The organism is Methanobrevibacter sp. (assembly GCF_045644645.1).
In the GTDB taxonomy this organism is placed as follows: Archaea; Methanobacteriota; Methanobacteria; order Methanobacteriales; family Methanobacteriaceae; genus Methanocatella.
This window is the reverse complement of the sequence record NZ_JAZRHE010000137.1, coordinates 37,567-58,120: the sequence shown is the minus strand read 5'-3', so window position 1 is coordinate 58,120 and position 20,554 is coordinate 37,567. Positions and strand designations below refer to the sequence as shown.

The window sequence follows — 20,554 nt, the reverse complement described above, 5'->3', positions numbered from 1 at the left end:
CTGTGCCAGTGACCTGAACACGAATGAAACCTGCCTCAGGATTCCAAATCATACACTGAGCTGAAAAGCGACATTTCAAACAGCGATGAAACCTTTGATGTCGAAAGCGATTATGCATTTGACATTGAAAGAGATCATATTCGTGGAATCACAATAGACAAAAGCCTTGTAGTGAACGGCAATAACCATACCATCAACGGAAACGGTCGGGCAGCCCTTTTCTCCACCAGCGCCAAATATCTGGAAATCAATGACCTGACCATAAAAAATTGCGTGGGGCACGTGATTTACGTGTCCGACTCAAATCTTGTCTTGAATAATGTAAGGTTCATCACAGATTCCACTGATTTTGAAGATGAGAATATGGAATTCAATGGAATTTATGCATGGTATTCCAGCATAAACATCAACAATTCACTTTTCTGTGGAAACAACAATGATGAATATAGTGCCATTGCTGCAATGTCTGATAATGTCCTTAATATTGAAAACACCCAATTCATAGACTTAAATTCCACATATGACAGTGCAATCACCATTTTCGACTCATCAGTGACCGTTAAAAGCTCATCATTCAAAAACACCATGCAGACATGACCGGCGGAGCGATAGCCGCAAAATTTTTTGAGGAAGACCCCCACAGCATATCGATTGAGAATTGCGTGTTCGAAAATTCAACATCCCTGCATAACGGCGGCGCGATATATTATGATGCGGGAGGTTGGGAGTATTATGAGGGGCCTCCTCGAATAATGGCCGTCCGAAATTCCACATTCAAGGATTGTGAATCCCAATTCGGCGGCGCAATCCTTCAATTGAACGGCAATCTGACGGTGGACAATTCCGACTTCATGAGCAATGCTGCAAAATACAAAGGCGGTGCGGTCTATACATCCCTGACCAAGTTGACGATTACGGACTCCGAATTCGACGACAACAGTGCAGGAAAACAGGCAGGAGCATTATACTTTGATTACGGTGAACTGAACATTCTAAACTCGAATTTCACAAAAAACAAAGTTGATTTGAGCGGAGATGATGTGGCCAGTGCCGTTTATCTTTATGAAGCGGATGCAAACATCAGACATTCCAGATTCAACAGCAGCAAAACAAGCGTCTATGGCGTTTATACAAAAAGGGCAGTGTTTTCAAACAACACCTATGACATTGTGCTTCTGAACAATACTGAAGACACGATTGCCATAGCAAACATTGGAGTCACACTCAATTTGACAAACAACAGCATTGTCATCGACAGCCTGCCCTCCAAATTCGACCTGCGCGATTTTGGCTGGGTCACCCGGTTAAGGACCAGAGGCAAAACGGTGCATGCTGGGTATTCAGCAACGTTGCCGCCATGGAATCTGCATTGTTTAAAGCAACAGGCATTGAAGCAGACATTTCCGAAAACAATATCCAAAACAACGAACTGACATATTCCGTTTATGGAGAAAAAGGATTGGTCGAATCGGGATATAATGTAAATCCCTTAGGTTATGCCTTAAGCTGGCAAGGCATCATACCCGAGGAGGAGGATGCCTATGATGAATTCGGCAAGGTTTCGATGATGATGGAAAGCGACAGGAGAATTCATGTGCAGGACGCAATAATCATACTGAAAACCGAAGCCGACCGGACAACCAGACAGATGAAGGAGGCGCTGATGAAATATGGTGCCCTGGCCATCGCATATTATCATGACGACTCCAACTACAATGAGGAGACCTATGCATATTATGCAAACGAAACGGATGAAGCGAATCATGATGTTGCCGTTGTCGGATGGGACGACACCTTCTCAAAAGACAATTTCTTAATTGCACCACCCTCTGACGGCACATGGATTATTAAAAATAGCTATGGGACTGAATTCGACGACAACGGATATTTCTACTTGTCATATTATGACAAATCCTTCATGACACCGGATAATGGCACCCCAGAAACTTCCATTGTCGGATACATATTTGAAAACACCATTCCGTATGTTGCCAATTATCAGACGGATTTCACAAGATTGACTGGATTCAATCGAAACTACACCCATTATTCAAACGCATTTGCCGCACTGGAAGACGGGCTGATTGGAGCTGTTGGCACATACTTCAATGAAAGCGGCATCGACTATGAGCTGAAGGTGTATGTCAATGATGAGCTGAAGCACACCCAAAGCGGCGTGAGCGAATACGGAGGCTTTAAGACAATTGTCCTGAACAGATACATTGCGGTCAATGCAGACGACAGATTCAGGGTGGAATTCAAAAGCAATAATGTTCCAGGCCAGGAATGGTCAAGATATCCCATCAAAAATGAAAGGTCATACGTAAGCGGTGACGGCGAAACATGGATTGACTATGCGGGCCTGAACATGACGGTCTGCCTTAAGGTCTACATTGTAGATTCGAGATTGAACACAAGCATCATATCAGACAAATCCGCGACATTCCTGACTACCGATCTGGCCAAAGGCACTTCCCGTTTCGCTTTGACTCTCATATCCGATGGCGAAGCCTTGAAAAACAAAAGGGTGTCAATCACATTCAACGGCAAAACCGAATACTGCATCACGGATGAAAATGGTGCGGTTTTCTTTGAAATCCCACAGGTCAAAGCGGGAAAATATGCCTTGGACATGAGATTTGAAGGAGACAACATCTACAACCCGTCAAATGCATCCGCAACAGTCAACGTCATGAAAGAGGAAACCGGAATATGCCTGCACAGTGCAATCTTCTATGACTCAGAGGCAAAGCAAGTCAAGGTTACATTATGGGACAGCAAAAGCAAGCCGATTGCAGGAAGAACCGTTTCAATCACCGTGAACGGCAGGACCTATTATGCCAGGACCGATGAAAACGGAGAGGCCTACATCATGGTGAATCTGGAGCCCGGCACCTACAATGCAACAGTCGGCTTTGAGGGTGATGACACCTATCTGGCATCAAATGGAACCGGGACTATCACAGTGATTCCGGATGCCTCCGACGAACCGGCCAAAACCGTATCCGAAGAAGCGGCCCATATTGACAGCAAGACAACCGGAAGTCCTATATTGGCATTTATAATCGTGCTTTTAGGTCTGGTCCTTGCAAGAAGAAATGGAAAATAAAAAGCACATGAACACTGCACTTAAGCTTTGCGGACAACACCATTTATACAAATATTGAACACCATATGAACCCAACTATATTTTAAAAGAATGTAAATAAGCATTTACCATTTTAGGGAAAGTATATCAAGAAAACAAAGTTTTCAAAGCCCCTGTTCAGTTTCTTTATATTTAATTTCGTGAAAATATTTATATAGTATGATGCTCATATTAGAATTGAAAACAAAAAACCGACTAATAGTCGAAAAATGATTGACAATAATATTAGGCCAATCATAATTTAAAAACCGATTAAGACCCTATTCTGGAGGCAAGCATGAAAAAAGGTGAAAAAAGAAAACAGGAACTTTTAAAGATTGCATATGACATGTTTCTCACAAAGGGATATGAGAACACCAGCGTTGACGAAATAATAGAAAAGGCACAGATTGCCAAAGGCACATACTACTACCATTTCAAAAGCAAGGAGCAGATGCTCAAAGAGGTCATTGACATGATGATTGCAAGCGAATCCGAGGCGGCAAAGCAGGTTATCGCAACCGATATTCCCGTGCCGCAAAAGATAGTCGGAATAATTGCATCGATGAAACCCGCCGAAGCGGAACAGCCCATAAAGAACACCCTTTTCCAGCCGGAGAATGTGCTGATGCACCATAAGGTCAGGGAAAAACTGATTGACGTTCTCACTCCGCTTTTATCCGAAGTCATACAAGAGGGAGTGGATGAAGGCGTCTTTGAATGCGACAATATATCCGAGCGCGTCAAGATGCTTCTTATCATCAGCGACAGCACATTCAATGAAGGTAAATTCAGCGAAAAAGACATTTCAGTCTTTATTGACATGACCGAAAAGCTTCTCGGAGCGCAAAGCGGAACCATGAGCTTCATCAACGACTTGATTGACAAGACTGACATGGAGGCGGTCGAGTGAACAGTACTGAAAGCTACCACTACAGACCGGTTCTCTTTTTTGCCCTGGCGTATCTTTTTACCTGGATATTCTGGATTCCTGCAATCTTTACATCAGAAGACATCAGTCCGTTGCTTATGCTGATAGGCCTTATGGCTCCAGCCATTGTGTTCACGGTTTTATGGTGTCAGACTCAGACCTGCTTAAGCAAGACTTCAAGAATAAGATCGTCGGCTTTTACAAGGTAAAATGGATGAATGTGGTCTGGGCAGTTATTGTATTTGCGATTGTGATAGTCGCATCCATCCTGCTGTCCCTGCTCTTCGGACAGCCGCTTAGCCAGTTTTCCCTTACTGAAGACTTTTCCTTTACCGGCGTTGGAATAGCCGGAGCATTCATTACCATTACGATTGCTTCGATAATCGAGGAAGTGGGATGGAAAGGATACTGTGAGGATTCAATCGGCAACTATATGAACTGGTTTTGGGAATCCATGATTTTCGGAGTGCTATGGTCCTTCTGGCATTTTCCTTTGGTCTTTATTTCCGGAACCTATCAGGCGGGACTTATGGTGAATCCACTTTATGTGATTAACTTTTTTATAAGCGGAATCCCCATGGGATTCGTCATCACATGGGTCTATCTTGAAAGCGACCGTTCGATACTGGCCTGCATGATATTCCATTTCTTCGTCAATTTCATGCAGGAGAAAATAGCGTTGACCCCGGAGACAAAGTGCCTGGAGACAATAGTGATAACGGTGATTACAGTCATCATAGTCATGGCTAAAAAGGACATGTTCTTTGAAACCCGCCATGTCGGAAGGCTGCTTGAATACAGCAACAGCCAGCAGCAATAATCAGACAAACGGGGTATCGGCAAGACAACCTGTGCTTTTTTAATGCCATGGATTAGATGAAGGCCAGCGGCGAGCAAAATCAAAGTCATCACAATAACCGGCGCCGGCAATTAGATGACCGGATGGGACCTGCAGGCAATCCATATCGGGAGCTGAAAAAAAGATGATGCCGCTTACACTGGCCAATATAACGCTGAAATTATTTATGAGTGATAATCCTACCATTATTGTTTAAATAAATATCCGAAAATCAGTGATAAAAAAAGTCAAATTTAATGTCTTATTGCAGAGACAAATCCCTACAATATTCCCCATAGACATTAAAAACTATAGATTTGCATCTCCACAGAGGTTTACTTTAAAAGTAATTCTCTTGTATAATCATATTATCCAATTATTATATAAACTTAACTATTTTTGTAAAATGAGGTAATTAAACAGTGTTCTCTCCGGGAAAAAGGCCTCACGAAAACTTGGTTTTCAAAACCCATCATTGAATTGTTTATATTTAATTACCCGTTAAATGGAGGTGAAAACGTGAGCTATTATCTTCTACATTTAATTAGAATCATTAATGATCTAATAACTGAAGCAATATTAAACCAATATGTTCCAATCGTGAAGATAATTAACTCCACCGTTCTCACCTCCGTGGAGATGCATGGAAAGAACACCAATGCAGCATGGGGAAAGACTGAACTGATTAATAAACAAACATTACTTAAAAATAACAATTTCATGTTTATCTACCTCCTACCATACCTATGTTTTGAGGCCTTTTACTAGAAAATATATGGCTTAAACCTTATTTAAGGCTTGTTGAAGCCATTTTGTAAAATTACAGACATTTTAAAAAATTGTAGCCATTAAACATGACGTATAAGGGTTTTGGTAATGGTTAAAGGGAGATTAACAGAAATCCAACTGCAGTAGCGGATGCAACTTCAGCAAACTGTAATCCATCCGGCATGAAGATGAATGCCCCATAGCATATGCCTGTCCCGGACATTCACAGATTTAGAATGTCAGTAGTATTTGGTGGCAAATGACAGGATCATCACCGCCATGAATGCGACTATGAAAACCATCGCGTACCTGTCGAAATCATCACCCAGCCGCTTCAGCCTGTCTATCCTGAATGTGCCGATGATTGGGAACAGGGCAAACAGAGGCACGAAATAACGCGCTGAAAGGCCTAGATTTAAACGCCCCACACTTGCCCAGGTCAACAATTGTATGAAGCTTGTTCCGACATATATCATCAATACAATCAATAACGTTCCGATTCTTGTCTTCAAATCGAATTTTGTGTTTTTTGGATAGGCAAGCAACACGGCAGCCAAAAACAGCAACAGTGTGACAACCACCAAATGATAGCTGTCCGCGTAATGTACCTTCTGTGCCACCCCGAAGAAATTGAATGTGCCATAGAGAATTTTGGAGAGGTTATGTGTAAATAGCTGGGCAACGAACCGTCCCATGAAGATAGGGTGTGAAGTGATATACTGCATCTGCCCTTCCGGATCGAGATATTTGAGTCTGGACCTCCAGGAATGCATTAATGCGGGCTGGGAATATCTGCTCCACATGAAACCGATTATTCCAACAATAGCTATGCATATGAGCATGTATGGAATGATTTTCCTGCCCTTTTCGAAGTTGTCAAATGGAATCAGAAGCAGCAGGAACACGAATGCCAGATACGGCAGTTTGCAAAGGCCCAAAATCAGGCACAATGCGGAAAACATCACCACTTCCCTGACGCCGAGGGAATTCTTCTCGGCCTTGTACAGCTGCAGGAAGTATCCGACGGCAAGTATTGCAAGTCCGATTATCATGGCGTCAATGCTCAGCGAAGCGGCCTGATATATTGAAATCGGTATGCAGGCAACGGCAAGCAGAGGCATCTTCAAAACAGGGGCTTTTTTAATAGCCAGCGATATCAATCCTGCATAAAAGATCAGATTGAAAATCCGCCCAAGCCACAAAAGCCAGATTACATTCAAGTCCAGCAGCTTGGCAACAAACATTCCGAGCGCCTGAGGCAGGTATCCATAAAACGGATTCTGCTCAAATGCGGAGACTATCATTACTGACGTGTTGTCGATCTTTTGCGTATCGTAAGGGGTGTTGTATACCGTTTTTCCCAGCTCCCCCGTCAGATAGTTCACCGCATCGATGGATTCGAATCCCGCACCCTTATTGTACACCACACTTTTATGTGACGAGGATACATTGTAGCTCCTATTGAGGCCCATGTCCTCTCCTGTCCAGTGGGGGATGATTATTCCTCTTGAAGTCAGCTCCGCCCTTGCAAGATGTTCGGTCTCATCGCTGACATCACAGATCGGCACGATGAATGAGGTGATGATTCCGAAGCACAGTATGACTACAAAAGCAACCTTATGCAATTCCCTATCCGAATCGTGCATGAAATAATAGGCAATGCATAGAACGCCCAGAACCGCAACAATCAATAATGTCTTGAGCTCAAATCCGGGATGCGCCAGATTTTTATATGTGGCTGTTGAAAGACCCAGAACGACTATCAAAACCAAATAGCACAGCCAATATTTTTTCGATGAGACAAGCACATCCTTAAATTCATTTAAATTCATATTCTCCCCAAATCAGTAATATTTCGTTGCAAAGGCCAAAATCAAGGTTGCCATGAATCCTATGATGAAAATCATTGCATACCTGTCATAACTTTCCTTGAACCTGTCCAGCTGCCTTATCCTAAACGGCACGATGATTGGAAGCAGGGCAAAGAGCGGCAGGAAGTACCTGGTGCTGACGCCGATATTCGTTCCACCAACATTCGCCCAGGTCAGGAGCTGAATGAAGCATGTTCCAACATATACCATCAGCAATACCAGAAGAGAGCCTATCCTTGCCCTGGAATTGAATTTAGGCTTGTTCGGATAGAACAGCAATGTGAGAGACAGGAATATCCACAGGAATATCGTAATGAGAGTATAATGATCAGAATAATGGTTGGCGCTGCCTGCCCCAAAGAAGTTGAACAGCCCGTTTACTGTGATTCCCAATGTATATGTGAAAATCATCCTTATGAATCTTAAAACGAAAATCGGGTTGTCTATCAAATAGTTCGCCTGCAGTGCAGGGTCCATGTAATTGAGCTTTGATCTCCATGAATGCATCAGTGCCGGTTCCGAATATGTGCTCCACAATACGCCTGCAACGGCAACGATGAGAATGCCCAGAAGCATATATCTTATGATATTTTTATTCCTGAAGTTTTCGCGAGGGACGAACAATATCAGAAACACGAACGCAAGGTAAGGCAGCTTGCAAAGTCCCAAAAGCAATGAAAGCCCGCAGAATATTGCAACATGCCTGGTGTCAAGGGATCCGGATTCCGCCCTGTAGAGATGGATGAAGTATGCAATCGCAAGTATCCCCAGACCGATTATCATCGAGTCTATGCTGACCGAAGCCGCCTGATAAATCGAAAGGGGTATGCAGGCCACCGCCAAAAGCGGGATTTTCAGCACAGGAGCCTTCTTAATGGCCAGCGATATCAGAAATGCATAGGAAAACAGATTGAATATTCTTCCAAGCCATAACATCCAGATAACGTTCATGTCAAATAATTTGGCCAAAAATACGCCGATTCCCTGTGGTATGTATCCATAGAACGGATTCTGTTCAAAGGCAGACCCGTCAAGTATTGTCTCGTTGCTGATCTTATCCATGTCCCCGGGCGTGTCAAAAACCGTTTTTTCCCGGTTGTTTAAAAAAAACATGTGGCTTTGGGATGTCCTGAAACCAACATCAGTATTAAGTGCATCACTATATTTTCCTTCGGTGCGATTGTATAATTGGGTGAGATTATTAGGTCCTCCCTCCCAATGAGGAAACATCACTCCCTGAGAGGTGATTTCCGCCCGTGTGAGATGCTCCAATTCATCACTGACATCCACAATCGGCACGACAAATGCTGACATTAGGCCGAAGCAGACTATGATGACAAAGGCAACCTTATACAGTTCGCTTTCAGAGTCATGCATGAAATAATAAACGATGCAGAGTATCCCCAAAACCGCAACAATGACAAATGCCGCTACCACGAACTGGGGTTTTGCGAAGTTTTTAGCCGAAAGGGTGGACATGCAGGTGACAGCAATGAATATCAGATAGACAATCCAATATTTTTTGGAACTGACAAACACCTCAGTAATACTCCCCAACATTTACACCCCAATTTCCATCAGCCTTTTTATGAAAAAACGTTGCCATTTACTGACAAAACCCATAAACAGTTGAATTAACCTTGAAATAAAAGCCAAATTTTATTAAAACACATATTCTATTTTTCTAATAAAATATTAATAAACATTATGTTAAAAAAACATTACATCAGATAATACTCCTAATAAAATCCATAGGTTTGAAGGACGGCACCATGAAAATTCCAAATCCAAAATGTGAGCATCACAAAACTCAGCAGATTATCTTAAAAAGCAATGCAGAATATGAGATTAAAAAAGAATCGAAGCGCCTCAACCACCAATAAAAGATTATAGCCATTAATAATCATTTTTTTAGCAAATAAAAATGTAAGTGGGCACTTACATTCGAAAAAGCTTATATATGGCCAGTTTCATATATCTAATTGTGCCTTGAAGAGAACCGAACTGTAAATCTTTCTCTCAGGTCCAAAAAAATAGGTGATAATTATGGATATTAAAAAAATATTATTCGCGTTATTATTTTCAGCACTTCTAATTGGCAGCGCATGCGCTGCATCCGTAAATGACTTTAATGTAGACAGTGCATACAAAAACATATACAGTAGTGACTATTATTCAGCATACGCAAACGGCAATCAGGACAGCGGAATTTTAATCTTCAAAAATGTAGACGACGATGCTTACGATGATAAGGTTAATGACGATATCTTAGATAATACAATTCACCATGATGGCAGAGAGTACATCACTCCGGATGATGATATGAAAATCGGCAAAAACTCAGACAACACTGCAAACTTCACCGATTATGATCATGCAACCCACGGTGTTTCAGAAGTCATAAAAGTTGACGGCCAGGAATACGTTGTAGTGTGCTGGGCAAAAGATTCAAGCAACACCGACACAGCCAAATTAATTTCAACCTTAAACGAATTCAACAAAAACAATAAGGTTGAATCAATAAAATTCTAAAATCAAAAGTATTTATTCTCCCTAGGGAGGAGGTTCATCCTCCCCACCCAAACTCATTTTTTAATTATTTCCTGATTTTTTCATAATATTAGATTATTTTTAGTGACAGCCCACACTGCACCATGCCATCTTCTTAAAACAAGTCATGATATTGAGATTCCCATGCATGCGGCAAAGCCATTCAAACCCTAACTAAAATGATTACCAGTCAAGATTTTCAAGGAGTTCCATGACGCCCTCTCCGCCATCGGTCAGCCTATACAACCTCCCTTTCCTATATTCCTCGTTGATGCATTCCACAAGTTCCTTTTCTTTGAGTTCCCTCAGGACTTTCGATACATACTTTGGTTCAAGGCCTACCTTTTTTGAAATTTGGGTTGGGGTGATGACGTCCCCATCAAGCCCGTTCATGACCCTTACGCGGTGAGTCGAAGAGATAACATAAGCGTATTTTTTCAATAGTTCATCATCCATAAAAATCAATCTTTTTTTGTTTAGAAGTTTATCCCAAGAGGATATATAAATATTTCAGTCAAGGGGCTAAAAAAAGATTAAATATTACAATCGGCAATAAATACTAATCAGAGGTTGTCAAAATGAACATGGATAAAAAGATAATTATCGCAGGGATAGCAGTTGTCGTTATTATTTTGGCCGGAATTATGATTATAGCTCCAAACAATCAAAACCAAAACCAGACTGCTTATGAAATTCCACTTAAAACTCAGGCTTTTAATTTTTTTGATATGGAAACACCAGTCGATTCCAATTTCACAATCAAAACCAACCAAAGTGAAAACTCAAAGGGAATGATTGCCTGGCAGAACAAGGGCAATTTTTCAAAGGATATCGATTTGATCATCATTTCCAAAAATTTCACTGACAGACTAATACCTGATAAAATGAAATTGATTTCAGACAGTAATTCTCAAAAGATTTATATGAGTGAAAATTATGATGGAAACTACTACAGAATTGTAAAAACCGTTAATGACACAGACATCATTCTTTCAGGCCACAATTTGGATCTGCTTGAAAAAATGATTAACACTACCAAAGTCAAGGACACATCCAAAATAACATTTGGACAAGGCGTTGAAAAAACTCAAGCCAACAACACAACCGACAATAAAACAGCGGGAAACAATACAACAGTAAAAAAAACTGTCAACAACAATACGACAGTCAAAAAGACAGAGGATAAAACTCCAGTTCAAAAAGTAATTGAAAAAAAATCTGAAGACGATAAAAAACCGGACGACACTTCCAAACCTGAGACCACAATCCAAAAATCAATTGACCCTATTATGATTGGAGGGGGATCCTTTACAACAGGCAGCGCGGATGAAGACAAGACCTATGCCAGACTTTACATAGGCGCAGACCATGCCGGCGAGGATGTGGGCATTAAGATATTCTATTCCCGTGACGGAACAAGTTTAAACCATGGAAACTACGTTCCCGCCACCATCAAATCAGACGGTTATGTGGAAATTGCCAGTGCAGATGCATATTCCAGATACCCTGATTTTGCCAAAGTTGAGCTTTATGATGCTGATGGAAACCTGGTGGCAACTCAAGGAATCCACTTAAACCCTACTAGCGGTACTCAATACTTCTGAGTACCACAACTCTCTTTTTTAAAACAGAACGAATCATAAACACTGAATGAAAAGCCAGCCCGAATAGCTGACTGCAACATGTGGTCCACTAAAAAAATCTTAACCGATAAGCATGAAATTCGACGACACAAGGGATTTTCCATACTACAGACACAATCCGAGAATACCTAAAAAGTGGTGGATAATACTGCTGCTTTTAATACCGGTTTCAATGATGGTTTACGCCGCAATAGCACAAACATCAGAGCTTATAGGAAGCAGCATATTTTGTTTAATGCTTTTAATACCCCTGTTATACGTTTCAAACTGGGATTATAATCTGCTGTTCAAAAAACCGACAAGAAATGAGATAATACTTGCAGTATTAATGTTTGCGGGATATATAGCATACTCATTTATCGTGGCCACCCTTTTAGAAAATCTTGGTCTGATCGGTACCGGATTTGATGAACTCCTCACTATCGATTTTGAAAGTACAGCGGCGTTGCTATTTTCGATTATGGCGGAAGAGCTGATAAAATTCATTCCGCTGATGTTTTTCCTAAGACTCTTCTACAAATACACAGACAACCGGAAACTATCCATAGCTCTTTCATCAGCAATCATCATAATATTTTTCGGACTGCTCCATTATGCTCCCCCATACTCCACACTGATATCGGTGCTGGCCCTGCAGGGTTTCGGAACCATATTTGAGCTATATGGATACATAAGAACCAAAAACGTTCTTGTCCCTTATATCTCACACCTGCTAACGGACGGCATTATCTTCATTATGATATTTTTAGGGGTGGGCTGACAAGCATCAAAAGATTTTAAAGCATGAATATACAAAATATATTACATGCAGAAGAATCCTTTGGTAAACACAGTTGCATCATTCATCATTCCTGGTGTTGGCCAGGCCCTCAATGGAGATGTCAAAAAGGGAGCGGGAATGTTTGGAATTTTGATTTTGCTCAATCTTTTCATATACTTCTTTGTGAACAATCCCCTTGGCCATCTTGTAAGTTTGGCCTATGCCGCCTATGCCGCCTATGATGCATACACCAACTTTTAAAAAAAAAAACTCCCTAAAAAAACTATTGCCAATAATTAAATATAGCTTAGCTTATTTAATGCAATTGTTATGAGCCATGCAAAATAATTAATTGAACTTTCAATTATATTGAATCTGATAGTGAAATGCAATGTTTGTCAAAGCATCGTATAGATGAAAAAATAAAAAAAGTGCGAATGAAACGATTATTCGCCATGAGCCCTGATTTTTGTAAATGCGAATGCCGCAACAAAAACGCCGACAATGATGATAAGGTCAATTATGATCTCAAATCTTTTGGCGGTGCTGAACAGTGTTACAATACCAATTGCCCACATCACTATTAAAACAACAGGAAGCAGGTATTTGATGATGAAAGTCCAAGTCCTGCCAACCTTGAATGTTGAATATTCGTTCAGGGCAGGCAAAAAGTGCTCCGCACCATAGACCCACGCAAATATGATACACTGGACTCCTATCAAAAGCAATATTCCAAACTCATTGACAAATGAATCGATTATCTTAACCAGATAGCTGCTGATTCCGGTTGTTAAAATCAATGAAAAGGCACAGCCAACAATGGCCAAAACTGTTGCTGTCTTTTTACGGGACCATCCCAACTTGGCTGAAGTTGAATTCAGCATCGGCTCGAAAAATCCCAAAGCTGAAGTGATGCCGGCAAATAAAATGGCCAGGAACAGTAACGGAGCCAAAATACGTCCGATAGGACCCATTATATTAAATATCATAGGGAAAACAATGAAGATTAAACCTGTGCCCTCGGTAATCAGCTGAACCATCGGGGTTCCGGAAGTGGCTGACATATAGCCCAAGATTGAAAATACACCAAATGCGGTAAATATTTCAAAGGCTGAGTTGGATGCTACCACAATCAGCACATTATCGATTAATTTTGAGTTTTCAGGCAAATAGCTTGCATATGTAAGTGCAATGGCCTGGCCCATACTTAATGAAAATATTATTTGTGCAAATGCCGCAAGCCATATGTTAACATCCAAGAGCATTGCCCAATTTGGAGTGAGCAGGGTGCTGATTCCGATTTCCGCACCGGGCAGTGTTAACGAATAGATGACGATTATTCCCATTATTACAAACAAGGCAGGAATGAGTATTTTTGAAACTTTTCCAATACCCTTATCGACATTCCTATGGGCGATGAACCACAATACAATCCAAAGTAAGAATACGCATATTGTTGTGGGAATAAGTAAAAAGCTTGCATTTGATAAGTTTGAACTTCCACCAACGGTTTGAGTAAAGTAGGCTGCCGCATCAGTTCCCCAGCTAAAAGTGAAACTGCTTAACAGATACACCAGATCCCAGCTTAGAATTACCATATAATAAATAGTGACTACAAAAACAAAAAGAACAAGCATCCAGGCTATGATTTCAAACTTCGGCTTGATCTTTCTAACGATGTTCGAAAAGGAATCCTTGAACGTGAAACCTACACCATATTCCAATATTAAAAACGGAATTCCCATGATGGCGATTGCAGTAAAGTATGGAATGAAAAATGAACCTCCACCGTTTGAATAGACCACATAACTAAAACGCCAGATGTTTCCAAGACCGACTGCCGCCCCGACCATTGCAAAGATAAATGCAATCGACGAATCCCATTGTGCTCTTTCATCCATAATATATCCTCATGTATAATATATTAAACCCAACATATAATAATATTAGTGAAAAAAATGAATGTTTTTGACAAATTTATGATTGGTGAAACTGAAAGTATTGACTGGTGTTTTGAAAACAGACACTTCCAGCAGAGACTGTCTGATAATGGACTTACTCAAAGCTATGTTTATGACTGCCTAATGAACGAGGAGCCGAATAGCTGGCAACACGTTGAAGGAAACAAGTATGCTGTAGTCTATGATGCGCCATCCACAAAGGACTATAAGGAAATCAGGATTCTGCTTGCCTGCAAGGGAAATTCAATTGACCTTGTAACCATCATGAGAAATAATGAAACAACAACCAATCGCCAAAAAAGACAATATCAATCCGATAAAGACAAGAATATAGAAAAAAAGAGATTGAAAGCTTTATCTAAAAGAAGATACTGATCCTCAAATAGATTAAAGCCTGAATTAATTTTATTCGGCCAGCGCTTCAGCCCCATCTTCATTTTCACTGAATAGCTGGTCAAGCATCCATTCGGCATCGTATTCCATGATGTCGTCATATCCCTGGCCAACACCCAAAAACATGATAGGCTTCTTGATTACATAGCCGATTGAAAGTGAAGCTCCGCCTTTACTGTCAGCATCCGCCTTGGTTAAAATAACCCCGTCAATGTCGATGGCCTCATTGAACTTGACGGCCTGTTCGGTTGCATCGTTGCCTGTCAATGCGTCACCTACAAATATGACCAAATCAGGTTTTGCAACCCTTTTGATCTTTTTCATCTCATCCATAAGGTTAACATTGGTCTGCATTCTTCCAGCAGTGTCTATTAAAACCAGCTCTTTTCCCTGAGCCTTTGCATGTTCAACTGCATCAAATGCAACAGCTGCAGGGTCTGAGCCCTTTTTGTGCTTGATGATTTTAACGCCAACATTGTCGGCATGATAAGTAACCTGTTCAATGGCTCCTGCCCTAAATGTGTCTGATGCGGCTATTACTGGAGTGTAACCTTTTTTAAGATAGTAATTGGCCAACTTACCAATTGTGGTTGTCTTACCTGTTCCGTTGATTCCGACAAACATCACTACAAGAGGTTCTCCCTGGGCCTTTTTCTCCTCAATCATTTCAGTCATGGATTTTCCCGGGATGTCAATGATTTCGGCAACCGCGTTTCTCAAAGCGAGGTATGTGTATTCTGTAATGTCGTTGCTTCTCTTGATTTTTTTACCTACCAAATCATCCTTAACGCTTTCTACAACAGCGTTAGCCACTTCCATTGCCACATCGCCCTGAAGGAGTTCCATTTCAAGTTCCCATAAGATGTCTTCCACATGCTTTTCGGAAATGGTTTTTTCACGAACAAATGAGAATAATCCGCCTTTAGCCTCACCATCAACAGAAACATCTTCTTTTTTATCTTTGCTTCTGCTCCAGAAGTGTTTTTTACCTTCACCTTCTTTTTCAACTTCCTCTTCTGAGTCCTCCTCAACAGCATCCTTATCTTCGGATTTGTCTTTTCTTCTGCTCCAGAAGTGAGACTTCTTCTCCTCAACAACTTCCTCATCATCCTCAGACTCTTCCTCTACTTCTTCCTCATCCTCAGATTCATCCTTGCTTCTGCTCCAGAAGTGAGACTTCTTCTCCTCAACACCTTCCTCATCATCCTCAGACTCTTCCTCTACTTCTTCCTCATCCTCAGATTCATCCTTGCTTCTGCTCCAGAAGTGAGACTTCTTCTCCTCAACAACTTCCTCTTCTACTTCTCCGCCTTCTGCATCCTCTGTTGATTCCGGAAGTGAATCTTCATCATCTTTCTTATCATTCTTACGTCCGAATGAAAAGAATGAAAACCTTTGACCTGATTCTTCCTGGAGGTTGTCTTCTTTTTCAGCTTCTTCAATGAGCTCCTCTTCCAACTTTTCACTAGTGCGTGAAAACTTCTTTTTTAAAGATTCAAACAAAATAATCCAACCTTATAAGTTAGTTAAAAATAATCAATAATGATACTATTTATTATCCTCATAATATTTAAAAAAAATGCTTAAAAAAAAGAAAAAAAGTTGGGATAATCATCCCATTTGAGTCATGTTGCCCTGTGCAGCAGCTGCGATTTGCTCTGCCTGAGCTTGAAGATTGCCTACAACATCAGTGACCTGCTGTAAGTTAGCTAACATTTTATCTAAGCTATCCTTTAAGTCTTCTTTTTGCCCAGCCATGATTTCGCGAGCGCCATCTGCATCTTTTTTGATGGCAATGCCTGAACCAATACTTACAATAATTTCATCAGTACTTTTAAGTTCTCCTTTAATGAAAGAACCAGCACCTACAGGAACGAAAGCTTCAACGGAATCTTTTCCTTCAATGTCATCTAAAGTGTTGGTTAATGCATCGATTTCTGAAATAGAAGCTTGAATCAATTCGATTTGCTGTTTGATTAATTCAGCCTGTTGAGAATATGCATTAATTTCATTAAGAAGATTGTTAAGTCTTTGTTGATCTTCCATATTTACACCTTAAATGCATCTATAAAATTTCTTTCACGATTGGGTCAAGAACTTCTTCTGGAGAAATTTCTTTAATTTCTGCAATAGAAATTTGGTTCCTGTTGATACCATGTTTACTTCCGAAACGGTCGTAAATTTTTTGTTCTACATCAGCTTCACAAGTAGCTTTGTATTCTTTAGTAAACTCATGATATTCATCGCCCATTACAAAAGTGCCTTTAACTCTGTAAATTTTTGTTATCATATTAAATCCCTCATGATTATATCAATTAAAAATCATCATCTAAAAAGCCTAATGCTTCTTCAACTCTAGCCATTTCAGGACCGGTACTGTCTTTAGCCACAATCGCACCATTTGAGTTGGAAATGATACATGCTCCAACCAATGGTATGCCTCTGCCAACAGTACCAATATCGCCTTCTACACCAAATACCTCTTGAGCAAAATTGATTTCACTTTTAACAGCTTTGCTACTAATCAAGAATCCTTTATTAGTAACAGTGATTAAAGAACCGATAATGTCGCTTCCAACCATTGAGGTTGCTTCGACATTTACATCCAAGGTTTCTTCAACTACTTGAATAGCTTCTTCGCCTAAAAATGGGCTTACAATAGCTCCGGTGTCGTTTGCCGCAATGATATTTCCAACAGCAGTATATTGACCCGGAATTGTAGCGACATTTAAGCCAAGCTTTTCAAACTGTTCAATTTCTCTATCCAAAACATGTGGGGAAACAACGATACCATTTGAATTGGCTACAGCTAAAGATCCTATGAGACTGCTTCCTGAAATAGAAGACTTGACAACATCGACATCCAAGGTTTCCTTAATTATTTCCGCTTTTTCATCCAAAAGGGTATAAGGAACAATAGCCAAATCATCAGTTGCCAAAATAAACACTCCTACATTAGGATTTCCTACAATATCTACTCTTTTTAACATATTGTTACCTCACATCACTCAATAGTATGGTAGTGTACTGCAGCTATTCTGCTAAAGTAGCTTGTACAACACCATCATCATCTTTGACTGCTTTTACAGTAATCTTAGAAGGTATTTTTTGAATACCTCTTTCCCAAATAGCATGATTAATAGATTCATCAATTTTTACTTCTTCAGCTTTCATGTGTTTGGTTAAAAAGTTTTTGACTTCTCTGATAGCTCTAGGAGCTCTGATAGTCCTTTTAACATTTTTAACATTTCTAAGTGGAATTGTGTAAACTCTTTCCATAATAACCCCTCATTATAATTTAAGACTGTTCCTTCTCCAATGTCTAGGTTTTGGTCTGTATCTAAGTTTACGGTTAGTTTTAGCATAAGCCCAGATTGGAATTCTCCTATTTTGTTTGTTTGCTTTTGCCATTCTTAATTTTTTAGCTAATGGTTTATTTCTACTCATTTTCTCACCTGTAACATATAATAATTATTTTTTATATCCGATAACACGAGTTTGATAATGTTCTGGGAATATATCCAGTGAATTTCCTCCCTTCTCATCAATCAAAGTCCTGATTTCAACCTCATAATCCGAACTGTTATCCCTGTTTGACTTTTCATGGGATATTTCGAATAGGTTTGATGTTATTAATCTAACAGATTTGTGACCAAAACTGTCCATATTTATATACTGCACATCTTTTCTATCTTCAAGGCTTCTTATCTGATTGATGTTGAGTTTAGGAGTTCTGTCATCACGTCTTGTTCCGTCTGCAATAATATCGTACTCACAGGCAACATTTTCTATGACATTTTCGTGAATAAATTTAATTCCGTCGTTTGGAAATCCATCATCCAATATCATATCACAGGTTTTATCCAGTATGTCAATGTCCAAGTCAATGACCTTATGATTGAAACCCAATGCCTCTGCGGATTTTGCCGCTGGAATGTATGATTTGTAAACACCAAAGTTAGCAGTGCATAATTCCACATCAAGACCCAATCTTTTAAGCATGACAGCCATGAAGGATGAGTCCTTGCCACCACTATATAATACACCAGCTTTCATCGATATTATTTCCTTGTAATTTTGATTTCTCTCTTTTGACCTGCAATATTTCTTAAGAGCACTTTTAACTGATCGTCAGTGACTTTTCCTCTTAAACTTCCGGCTTGAGCGGATTGAATCAATTGAAGTTCAATTTGATTAACAAGTTCCGGTTTGGTCAATTTGAGATTAGCCAATCTGGCACGGGCTTCGGGAGTCATGATCTGACCCAAAATCTGTTTCTTTTGAGCTTCGAATTGCTCCTGTGCTGCAGCCTGTTGAGCTTGTGCAGCAGCCTGTTGCTGTGCCTGATTTTGCATAGCGGCTTGTTGAGCTTGCAGTTCAGCCATTCTTTTTTGACGGATTTCATCTAAATCGCTCATATCAAACTCTCCAAATAAACTAATTAGTATTTTGCAAGTTCAGGAATATCTTTAATAATTTCAGCAGAAATTTTATCCAAGAATGATCTTCCTGCTGGGGAAACAACTCTTCCACCTTCGACTTTTTCAACATATCCTGCGTCTTCCAATTGGTGAAGTGCGGTTCTGATAATGGATCCGCTGCCTTTTCTGAAAACTTCAGGACGTACACCACGGTCTTTTTTACCACCGTAAAAAGTTCTTAAACTAATAACTCCCACAGGACCATCCATATAAACTCTTCTGATAATGGAAGCAGTTCTTATATACCACCAATCTGTGTTTTCCGGTTTTCTTTCCTTGTGAACACCAGTCTTAACAAAATTGGACCATGCAGGGGAATTGATTTTATCATTATTTTTAAATTCTTCTGCGACTTTTTCAATTAATAAATCTGCAGGTACATCAAATACAGTAGTCATATTAATTCTCCAATATTTTATTAAATAATTGTAGCTTAATCCACTGTAAATTTAAGACCTAAAAAAATAGGGCCTGTAACTCTAAATTTATAATGTTTAAGGCTTTTTCTTATAGATTACAGCAACGTGTCCTCTTACATCAATGAGCTGAGCTCTTGTTTTTGTGACGATTTCGTCGATGTAATCATCTTTATCTCTAGCGATATTTTTTGCAAATTTAAGTTTAACAATTTCATTAGCCTTCAGCTGACGTTTGATTTCTTCAATGACATTATCATTAACGCCGCCTTTACCAATGTTAATTGTCATCGCGGAAAGAGCTCTATTCATCATTTCTTTTTTTGATTGACTCATATTTAGCTCTCCTCTTAATCTTCTTTTCCTTGTGATAAGGAATCTTTATGACATGGCCACATTCACCACAAAAAATGTTAACTTCCGAGTTAACCAGCCGGACGGTGCAATTGTGACCAGGGTAAAGGAATTTCTTGCATTTGCGACAATATCTCCGCCTCCATCTTTCAGGGACTTTGGTATTGTACTTGGTGGACAGCTTTAAGGCAAGCTCAACATAGCGGTTGGAGCGCTCGGGATGGGTGATGAATTCCATCTCAGCACGCTTGAAAAGAATATCCATCCTTTCGGTTGCTATATCAATCATCCACTTCGGTCTTTTTCCTCTACTCAAAAATATCCTCCCTTTGTAGGATATAATATTCAAAATTGAATTAAAATGATTTGCGCAAATTAAAACAAAAACCATAGTTAAAGTTAACCTTAGGTTAATATGAATATTAAGAATAAATATGTTTATTGGTATTTATAAAGGTTGT

General features: G+C 40.0%; 26 protein-coding genes and 1 pseudogene. 11 read left to right on the top strand and 16 right to left on the bottom strand.

The window, feature by feature from the left end:
- Positions 1-171: 171 nt before the first annotated feature.
- From ACKI4K_RS08190 to ACKI4K_RS08175, 4 genes are all read left to right on the top strand, one after another.
- Positions 172-597 carry a hypothetical protein gene (locus ACKI4K_RS08190; RefSeq protein WP_407424053.1) on the top strand — a complete coding sequence of 142 codons (426 nt, stop codon included), beginning with the start codon at positions 172-174 and terminating at the stop codon, positions 595-597.
- Entirely contained in the window at positions 594-1,433 is an 840-nt protein-coding gene (locus ACKI4K_RS08185) for a hypothetical protein (RefSeq protein ID WP_407424051.1), read from the top strand. Before ACKI4K_RS08190 ends, ACKI4K_RS08185 begins: the two co-directional genes overlap by 4 nt.
- Entirely contained in the window at positions 1,358-3,109 is a 1,752-nt protein-coding gene (locus tag ACKI4K_RS08180) for a lectin like domain-containing protein (RefSeq protein WP_407424049.1), read from the top strand. Before ACKI4K_RS08185 ends, ACKI4K_RS08180 begins: the two co-directional genes overlap by 76 nt.
- A 316-nt stretch (positions 3,110-3,425) precedes the next feature.
- Positions 3,426-4,040 carry a TetR/AcrR family transcriptional regulator gene (locus tag ACKI4K_RS08175; protein WP_407424047.1) on the top strand — a complete coding sequence of 205 codons (615 nt, stop codon included), beginning with the start codon at positions 3,426-3,428 and terminating at the stop codon, positions 4,038-4,040.
- 216 nt (positions 4,041-4,256) lie between these two features.
- On the opposite strand, the gene ACKI4K_RS08170 is transcribed toward ACKI4K_RS08175, so the two are convergent.
- Positions 4,257-4,487 carry a hypothetical protein gene (locus tag ACKI4K_RS08170; RefSeq protein WP_407424096.1) on the bottom strand — a complete coding sequence of 77 codons (231 nt, stop codon included), beginning with the start codon at positions 4,485-4,487 and terminating at the stop codon, positions 4,257-4,259.
- Between ACKI4K_RS08170 and ACKI4K_RS08165 the strand changes: the two are divergent.
- Positions 4,450-4,662 (top strand): annotated as a pseudogene (locus ACKI4K_RS08165) (CPBP family intramembrane glutamate endopeptidase); the annotation flags it as partial. The gene ACKI4K_RS08170 and the pseudogene ACKI4K_RS08165 sit on opposite strands and share 38 nt — an antisense overlap.
- 753 nt (positions 4,663-5,415) lie before the next feature.
- Positions 5,416-5,664: a hypothetical protein gene (locus ACKI4K_RS08160; protein ID WP_407424045.1), complete on the top strand. Its 249-nt coding sequence runs from the start codon at positions 5,416-5,418 to the stop codon at positions 5,662-5,664.
- Between the two features lie 239 nt (positions 5,665-5,903).
- Here the strand turns inward: ACKI4K_RS08160 and ACKI4K_RS08155 are convergent, their stop codons facing one another.
- Together ACKI4K_RS08155 and ACKI4K_RS08150 are read right to left on the bottom strand one after the other, a co-directional pair.
- Positions 5,904-7,310 (bottom strand): DUF2142 domain-containing protein, encoded by a 1,407-nt coding sequence (locus ACKI4K_RS08155; protein ID WP_407424094.1) that lies wholly within the window; start codon positions 7,308-7,310, stop codon positions 5,904-5,906.
- Positions 7,311-7,508: 198 nt separating this feature from the next.
- Positions 7,509-9,095: a DUF2142 domain-containing protein gene (locus ACKI4K_RS08150; protein WP_407424043.1), complete on the bottom strand. Its 1,587-nt coding sequence runs from the start codon at positions 9,093-9,095 to the stop codon at positions 7,509-7,511.
- 486 nt (positions 9,096-9,581) lie between these two features.
- On the opposite strand from ACKI4K_RS08150, the gene ACKI4K_RS08145 reads away from it, so the two are divergent.
- Positions 9,582-10,067 carry a hypothetical protein gene (locus ACKI4K_RS08145; RefSeq protein ID WP_407424041.1) on the top strand — a complete coding sequence of 162 codons (486 nt, stop codon included), beginning with the start codon at positions 9,582-9,584 and terminating at the stop codon, positions 10,065-10,067.
- Between the two features lie 201 nt (positions 10,068-10,268).
- Here the strand turns inward: ACKI4K_RS08145 and ACKI4K_RS08140 are convergent, their stop codons facing one another.
- Positions 10,269-10,541, bottom strand: a complete 273-nt coding sequence (locus ACKI4K_RS08140) for a winged helix-turn-helix domain-containing protein (RefSeq protein WP_407424039.1) — start codon at positions 10,539-10,541, stop codon at positions 10,269-10,271.
- 122 nt (positions 10,542-10,663) lie between these two features.
- Here ACKI4K_RS08140 and ACKI4K_RS08135 point away from each other — a divergent pair, with 122 nt between their 5' ends.
- From ACKI4K_RS08135 to ACKI4K_RS08125, 3 genes are all read left to right on the top strand, one after another.
- Positions 10,664-11,689 (top strand): hypothetical protein, encoded by a 1,026-nt coding sequence (locus ACKI4K_RS08135; RefSeq protein WP_407424037.1) that lies wholly within the window; start codon positions 10,664-10,666, stop codon positions 11,687-11,689.
- 112 nt (positions 11,690-11,801) lie between these two features.
- Entirely contained in the window at positions 11,802-12,488 is a 687-nt protein-coding gene (locus ACKI4K_RS08130) for a hypothetical protein (RefSeq protein WP_407424035.1), read from the top strand.
- 45 nt (positions 12,489-12,533) lie between these two features.
- Positions 12,534-12,749, top strand: coding sequence for a hypothetical protein (locus ACKI4K_RS08125; protein ID WP_407424033.1), 216 nt, complete (start codon positions 12,534-12,536; stop codon positions 12,747-12,749).
- Between the two features lie 185 nt (positions 12,750-12,934).
- On the opposite strand, the gene ACKI4K_RS08120 is transcribed toward ACKI4K_RS08125, so the two are convergent.
- Positions 12,935-14,389, bottom strand: coding sequence for a sodium-dependent transporter (locus tag ACKI4K_RS08120; RefSeq protein ID WP_407424031.1), 1,455 nt, complete (start codon positions 14,387-14,389; stop codon positions 12,935-12,937).
- A 57-nt stretch (positions 14,390-14,446) separates the two neighbouring features.
- On the opposite strand from ACKI4K_RS08120, the gene ACKI4K_RS08115 reads away from it, so the two are divergent.
- A complete protein-coding gene (locus ACKI4K_RS08115) occupies positions 14,447-14,824 on the top strand; it encodes a hypothetical protein (protein ID WP_407424029.1) in 378 nt (125 codons plus the stop codon).
- Positions 14,825-14,854: 30 nt separating this feature from the next.
- On the opposite strand, the gene ftsY is transcribed toward ACKI4K_RS08115, so the two are convergent.
- From ftsY to ACKI4K_RS08060, 11 genes are all read right to left on the bottom strand, one after another.
- Positions 14,855-16,345, bottom strand: a complete 1,491-nt coding sequence (gene ftsY / locus ACKI4K_RS08110) for a signal recognition particle-docking protein FtsY (protein ID WP_407424027.1) — start codon at positions 16,343-16,345, stop codon at positions 14,855-14,857.
- A 108-nt stretch (positions 16,346-16,453) separates the two neighbouring features.
- Positions 16,454-16,888, bottom strand: a complete 435-nt coding sequence (gene pfdA / locus ACKI4K_RS08105) for a prefoldin subunit alpha (protein ID WP_407424025.1) — start codon at positions 16,886-16,888, stop codon at positions 16,454-16,456.
- A gap of 19 nt (positions 16,889-16,907) precedes the next feature.
- Positions 16,908-17,132 carry a 50S ribosomal protein L18Ae gene (gene rpl18a / locus ACKI4K_RS08100; RefSeq protein WP_407424023.1) on the bottom strand — a complete coding sequence of 75 codons (225 nt, stop codon included), beginning with the start codon at positions 17,130-17,132 and terminating at the stop codon, positions 16,908-16,910.
- Positions 17,133-17,157: 25 nt separating this feature from the next.
- Positions 17,158-17,832, bottom strand: a complete 675-nt coding sequence (locus ACKI4K_RS08095; RefSeq protein ID WP_407424021.1) for a translation initiation factor IF-6 — start codon at positions 17,830-17,832, stop codon at positions 17,158-17,160.
- Positions 17,833-17,875: 43 nt separating this feature from the next.
- Positions 17,876-18,121 (bottom strand): 50S ribosomal protein L31e, encoded by a 246-nt coding sequence (locus ACKI4K_RS08090; RefSeq protein ID WP_297826196.1) that lies wholly within the window; start codon positions 18,119-18,121, stop codon positions 17,876-17,878.
- A gap of 12 nt (positions 18,122-18,133) precedes the next feature.
- Positions 18,134-18,289 (bottom strand): 50S ribosomal protein L39e, encoded by a 156-nt coding sequence (locus ACKI4K_RS08085; protein ID WP_004032463.1) that lies wholly within the window; start codon positions 18,287-18,289, stop codon positions 18,134-18,136.
- Between the two features lie 24 nt (positions 18,290-18,313).
- Entirely contained in the window at positions 18,314-18,898 is a 585-nt protein-coding gene (locus ACKI4K_RS08080) for a hypothetical protein (protein WP_407424019.1), read from the bottom strand.
- 5 nt (positions 18,899-18,903) lie between these two features.
- The gene (locus ACKI4K_RS08075) at positions 18,904-19,260 is read right to left on the bottom strand and encodes a DNA-binding protein (RefSeq protein WP_407424017.1); all 357 of its coding nucleotides are present in this window, start codon (positions 19,258-19,260) and stop codon (positions 18,904-18,906) included.
- A gap of 23 nt (positions 19,261-19,283) precedes the next feature.
- On the bottom strand, positions 19,284-19,721 hold the full coding sequence (locus ACKI4K_RS08070; protein ID WP_407424015.1) for a 30S ribosomal protein S19e: 438 nt from the start codon (positions 19,719-19,721) through the stop codon (positions 19,284-19,286).
- A 96-nt stretch (positions 19,722-19,817) separates the two neighbouring features.
- Positions 19,818-20,075, bottom strand: a complete 258-nt coding sequence (locus tag ACKI4K_RS08065) for a YhbY family RNA-binding protein (RefSeq protein WP_406532011.1) — start codon at positions 20,073-20,075, stop codon at positions 19,818-19,820.
- Positions 20,044-20,409, bottom strand: coding sequence for a ribonuclease P protein component 4 (locus ACKI4K_RS08060; protein ID WP_407424013.1), 366 nt, complete (start codon positions 20,407-20,409; stop codon positions 20,044-20,046). Before ACKI4K_RS08060 ends, ACKI4K_RS08065 begins: the two co-directional genes overlap by 32 nt.
- Positions 20,410-20,554 lie beyond the last annotated feature (145 nt).

What these genes read in the sequence shown, in the direction of transcription:
- ACKI4K_RS08135 (WP_407424037.1), top strand. Translation starts at nt 10,664, where the DNA reads ATGAACATGGATAAAAAGATAATTATCGCAGGGATAGCAGTTGTCGTT.
- ACKI4K_RS08065 (WP_406532011.1), bottom strand. Translation starts at nt 20,075, where the DNA reads ATGAGTCAATCAAAAAAAGAAATGATGAATAGAGCTCTTTCCGCGATG.
- ACKI4K_RS08080 (WP_407424019.1), bottom strand. Translation starts at nt 18,898, where the DNA reads ATGAAAGCTGGTGTATTATATAGTGGTGGCAAGGACTCATCCTTCATG.
- pfdA (WP_407424025.1), bottom strand. Translation starts at nt 16,888, where the DNA reads ATGGAAGATCAACAAAGACTTAACAATCTTCTTAATGAAATTAATGCA.
- ACKI4K_RS08145 (WP_407424041.1), top strand. Translation starts at nt 9,582, where the DNA reads ATGGATATTAAAAAAATATTATTCGCGTTATTATTTTCAGCACTTCTA.
- ACKI4K_RS08075 (WP_407424017.1), bottom strand. Translation starts at nt 19,260, where the DNA reads ATGAGCGATTTAGATGAAATCCGTCAAAAAAGAATGGCTGAACTGCAA.
- ACKI4K_RS08070 (WP_407424015.1), bottom strand. Translation starts at nt 19,721, where the DNA reads ATGACTACTGTATTTGATGTACCTGCAGATTTATTAATTGAAAAAGTC.
- ACKI4K_RS08125 (WP_407424033.1), top strand. Translation starts at nt 12,534, where the DNA reads ATGCAGAAGAATCCTTTGGTAAACACAGTTGCATCATTCATCATTCCT.
- ACKI4K_RS08095 (WP_407424021.1), bottom strand. Translation starts at nt 17,832, where the DNA reads ATGTTAAAAAGAGTAGATATTGTAGGAAATCCTAATGTAGGAGTGTTT.
- ACKI4K_RS08090 (WP_297826196.1), bottom strand. Translation starts at nt 18,121, where the DNA reads ATGGAAAGAGTTTACACAATTCCACTTAGAAATGTTAAAAATGTTAAA.
- ACKI4K_RS08130 (WP_407424035.1), top strand. Translation starts at nt 11,802, where the DNA reads ATGAAATTCGACGACACAAGGGATTTTCCATACTACAGACACAATCCG.
- ACKI4K_RS08175 (WP_407424047.1), top strand. Translation starts at nt 3,426, where the DNA reads ATGAAAAAAGGTGAAAAAAGAAAACAGGAACTTTTAAAGATTGCATAT.
- ACKI4K_RS08085 (WP_004032463.1), bottom strand. Translation starts at nt 18,289, where the DNA reads ATGAGTAGAAATAAACCATTAGCTAAAAAATTAAGAATGGCAAAAGCA.
- ACKI4K_RS08155 (WP_407424094.1), bottom strand. Translation starts at nt 7,310, where the DNA reads ATGCACGATTCGGATAGGGAATTGCATAAGGTTGCTTTTGTAGTCATA.
- rpl18a (WP_407424023.1), bottom strand. Translation starts at nt 17,132, where the DNA reads ATGATAACAAAAATTTACAGAGTTAAAGGCACTTTTGTAATGGGCGAT.
- ACKI4K_RS08185 (WP_407424051.1), top strand. Translation starts at nt 594, where the DNA reads ATGACCGGCGGAGCGATAGCCGCAAAATTTTTTGAGGAAGACCCCCAC.
- ACKI4K_RS08150 (WP_407424043.1), bottom strand. Translation starts at nt 9,095, where the DNA reads ATGTTGGGGAGTATTACTGAGGTGTTTGTCAGTTCCAAAAAATATTGG.
- ACKI4K_RS08120 (WP_407424031.1), bottom strand. Translation starts at nt 14,389, where the DNA reads ATGGATGAAAGAGCACAATGGGATTCGTCGATTGCATTTATCTTTGCA.
- ACKI4K_RS08115 (WP_407424029.1), top strand. Translation starts at nt 14,447, where the DNA reads ATGAATGTTTTTGACAAATTTATGATTGGTGAAACTGAAAGTATTGAC.
- ACKI4K_RS08180 (WP_407424049.1), top strand. Translation starts at nt 1,358, where the DNA reads ATGGAATCTGCATTGTTTAAAGCAACAGGCATTGAAGCAGACATTTCC.
- ACKI4K_RS08140 (WP_407424039.1), bottom strand. Translation starts at nt 10,541, where the DNA reads ATGGATGATGAACTATTGAAAAAATACGCTTATGTTATCTCTTCGACT.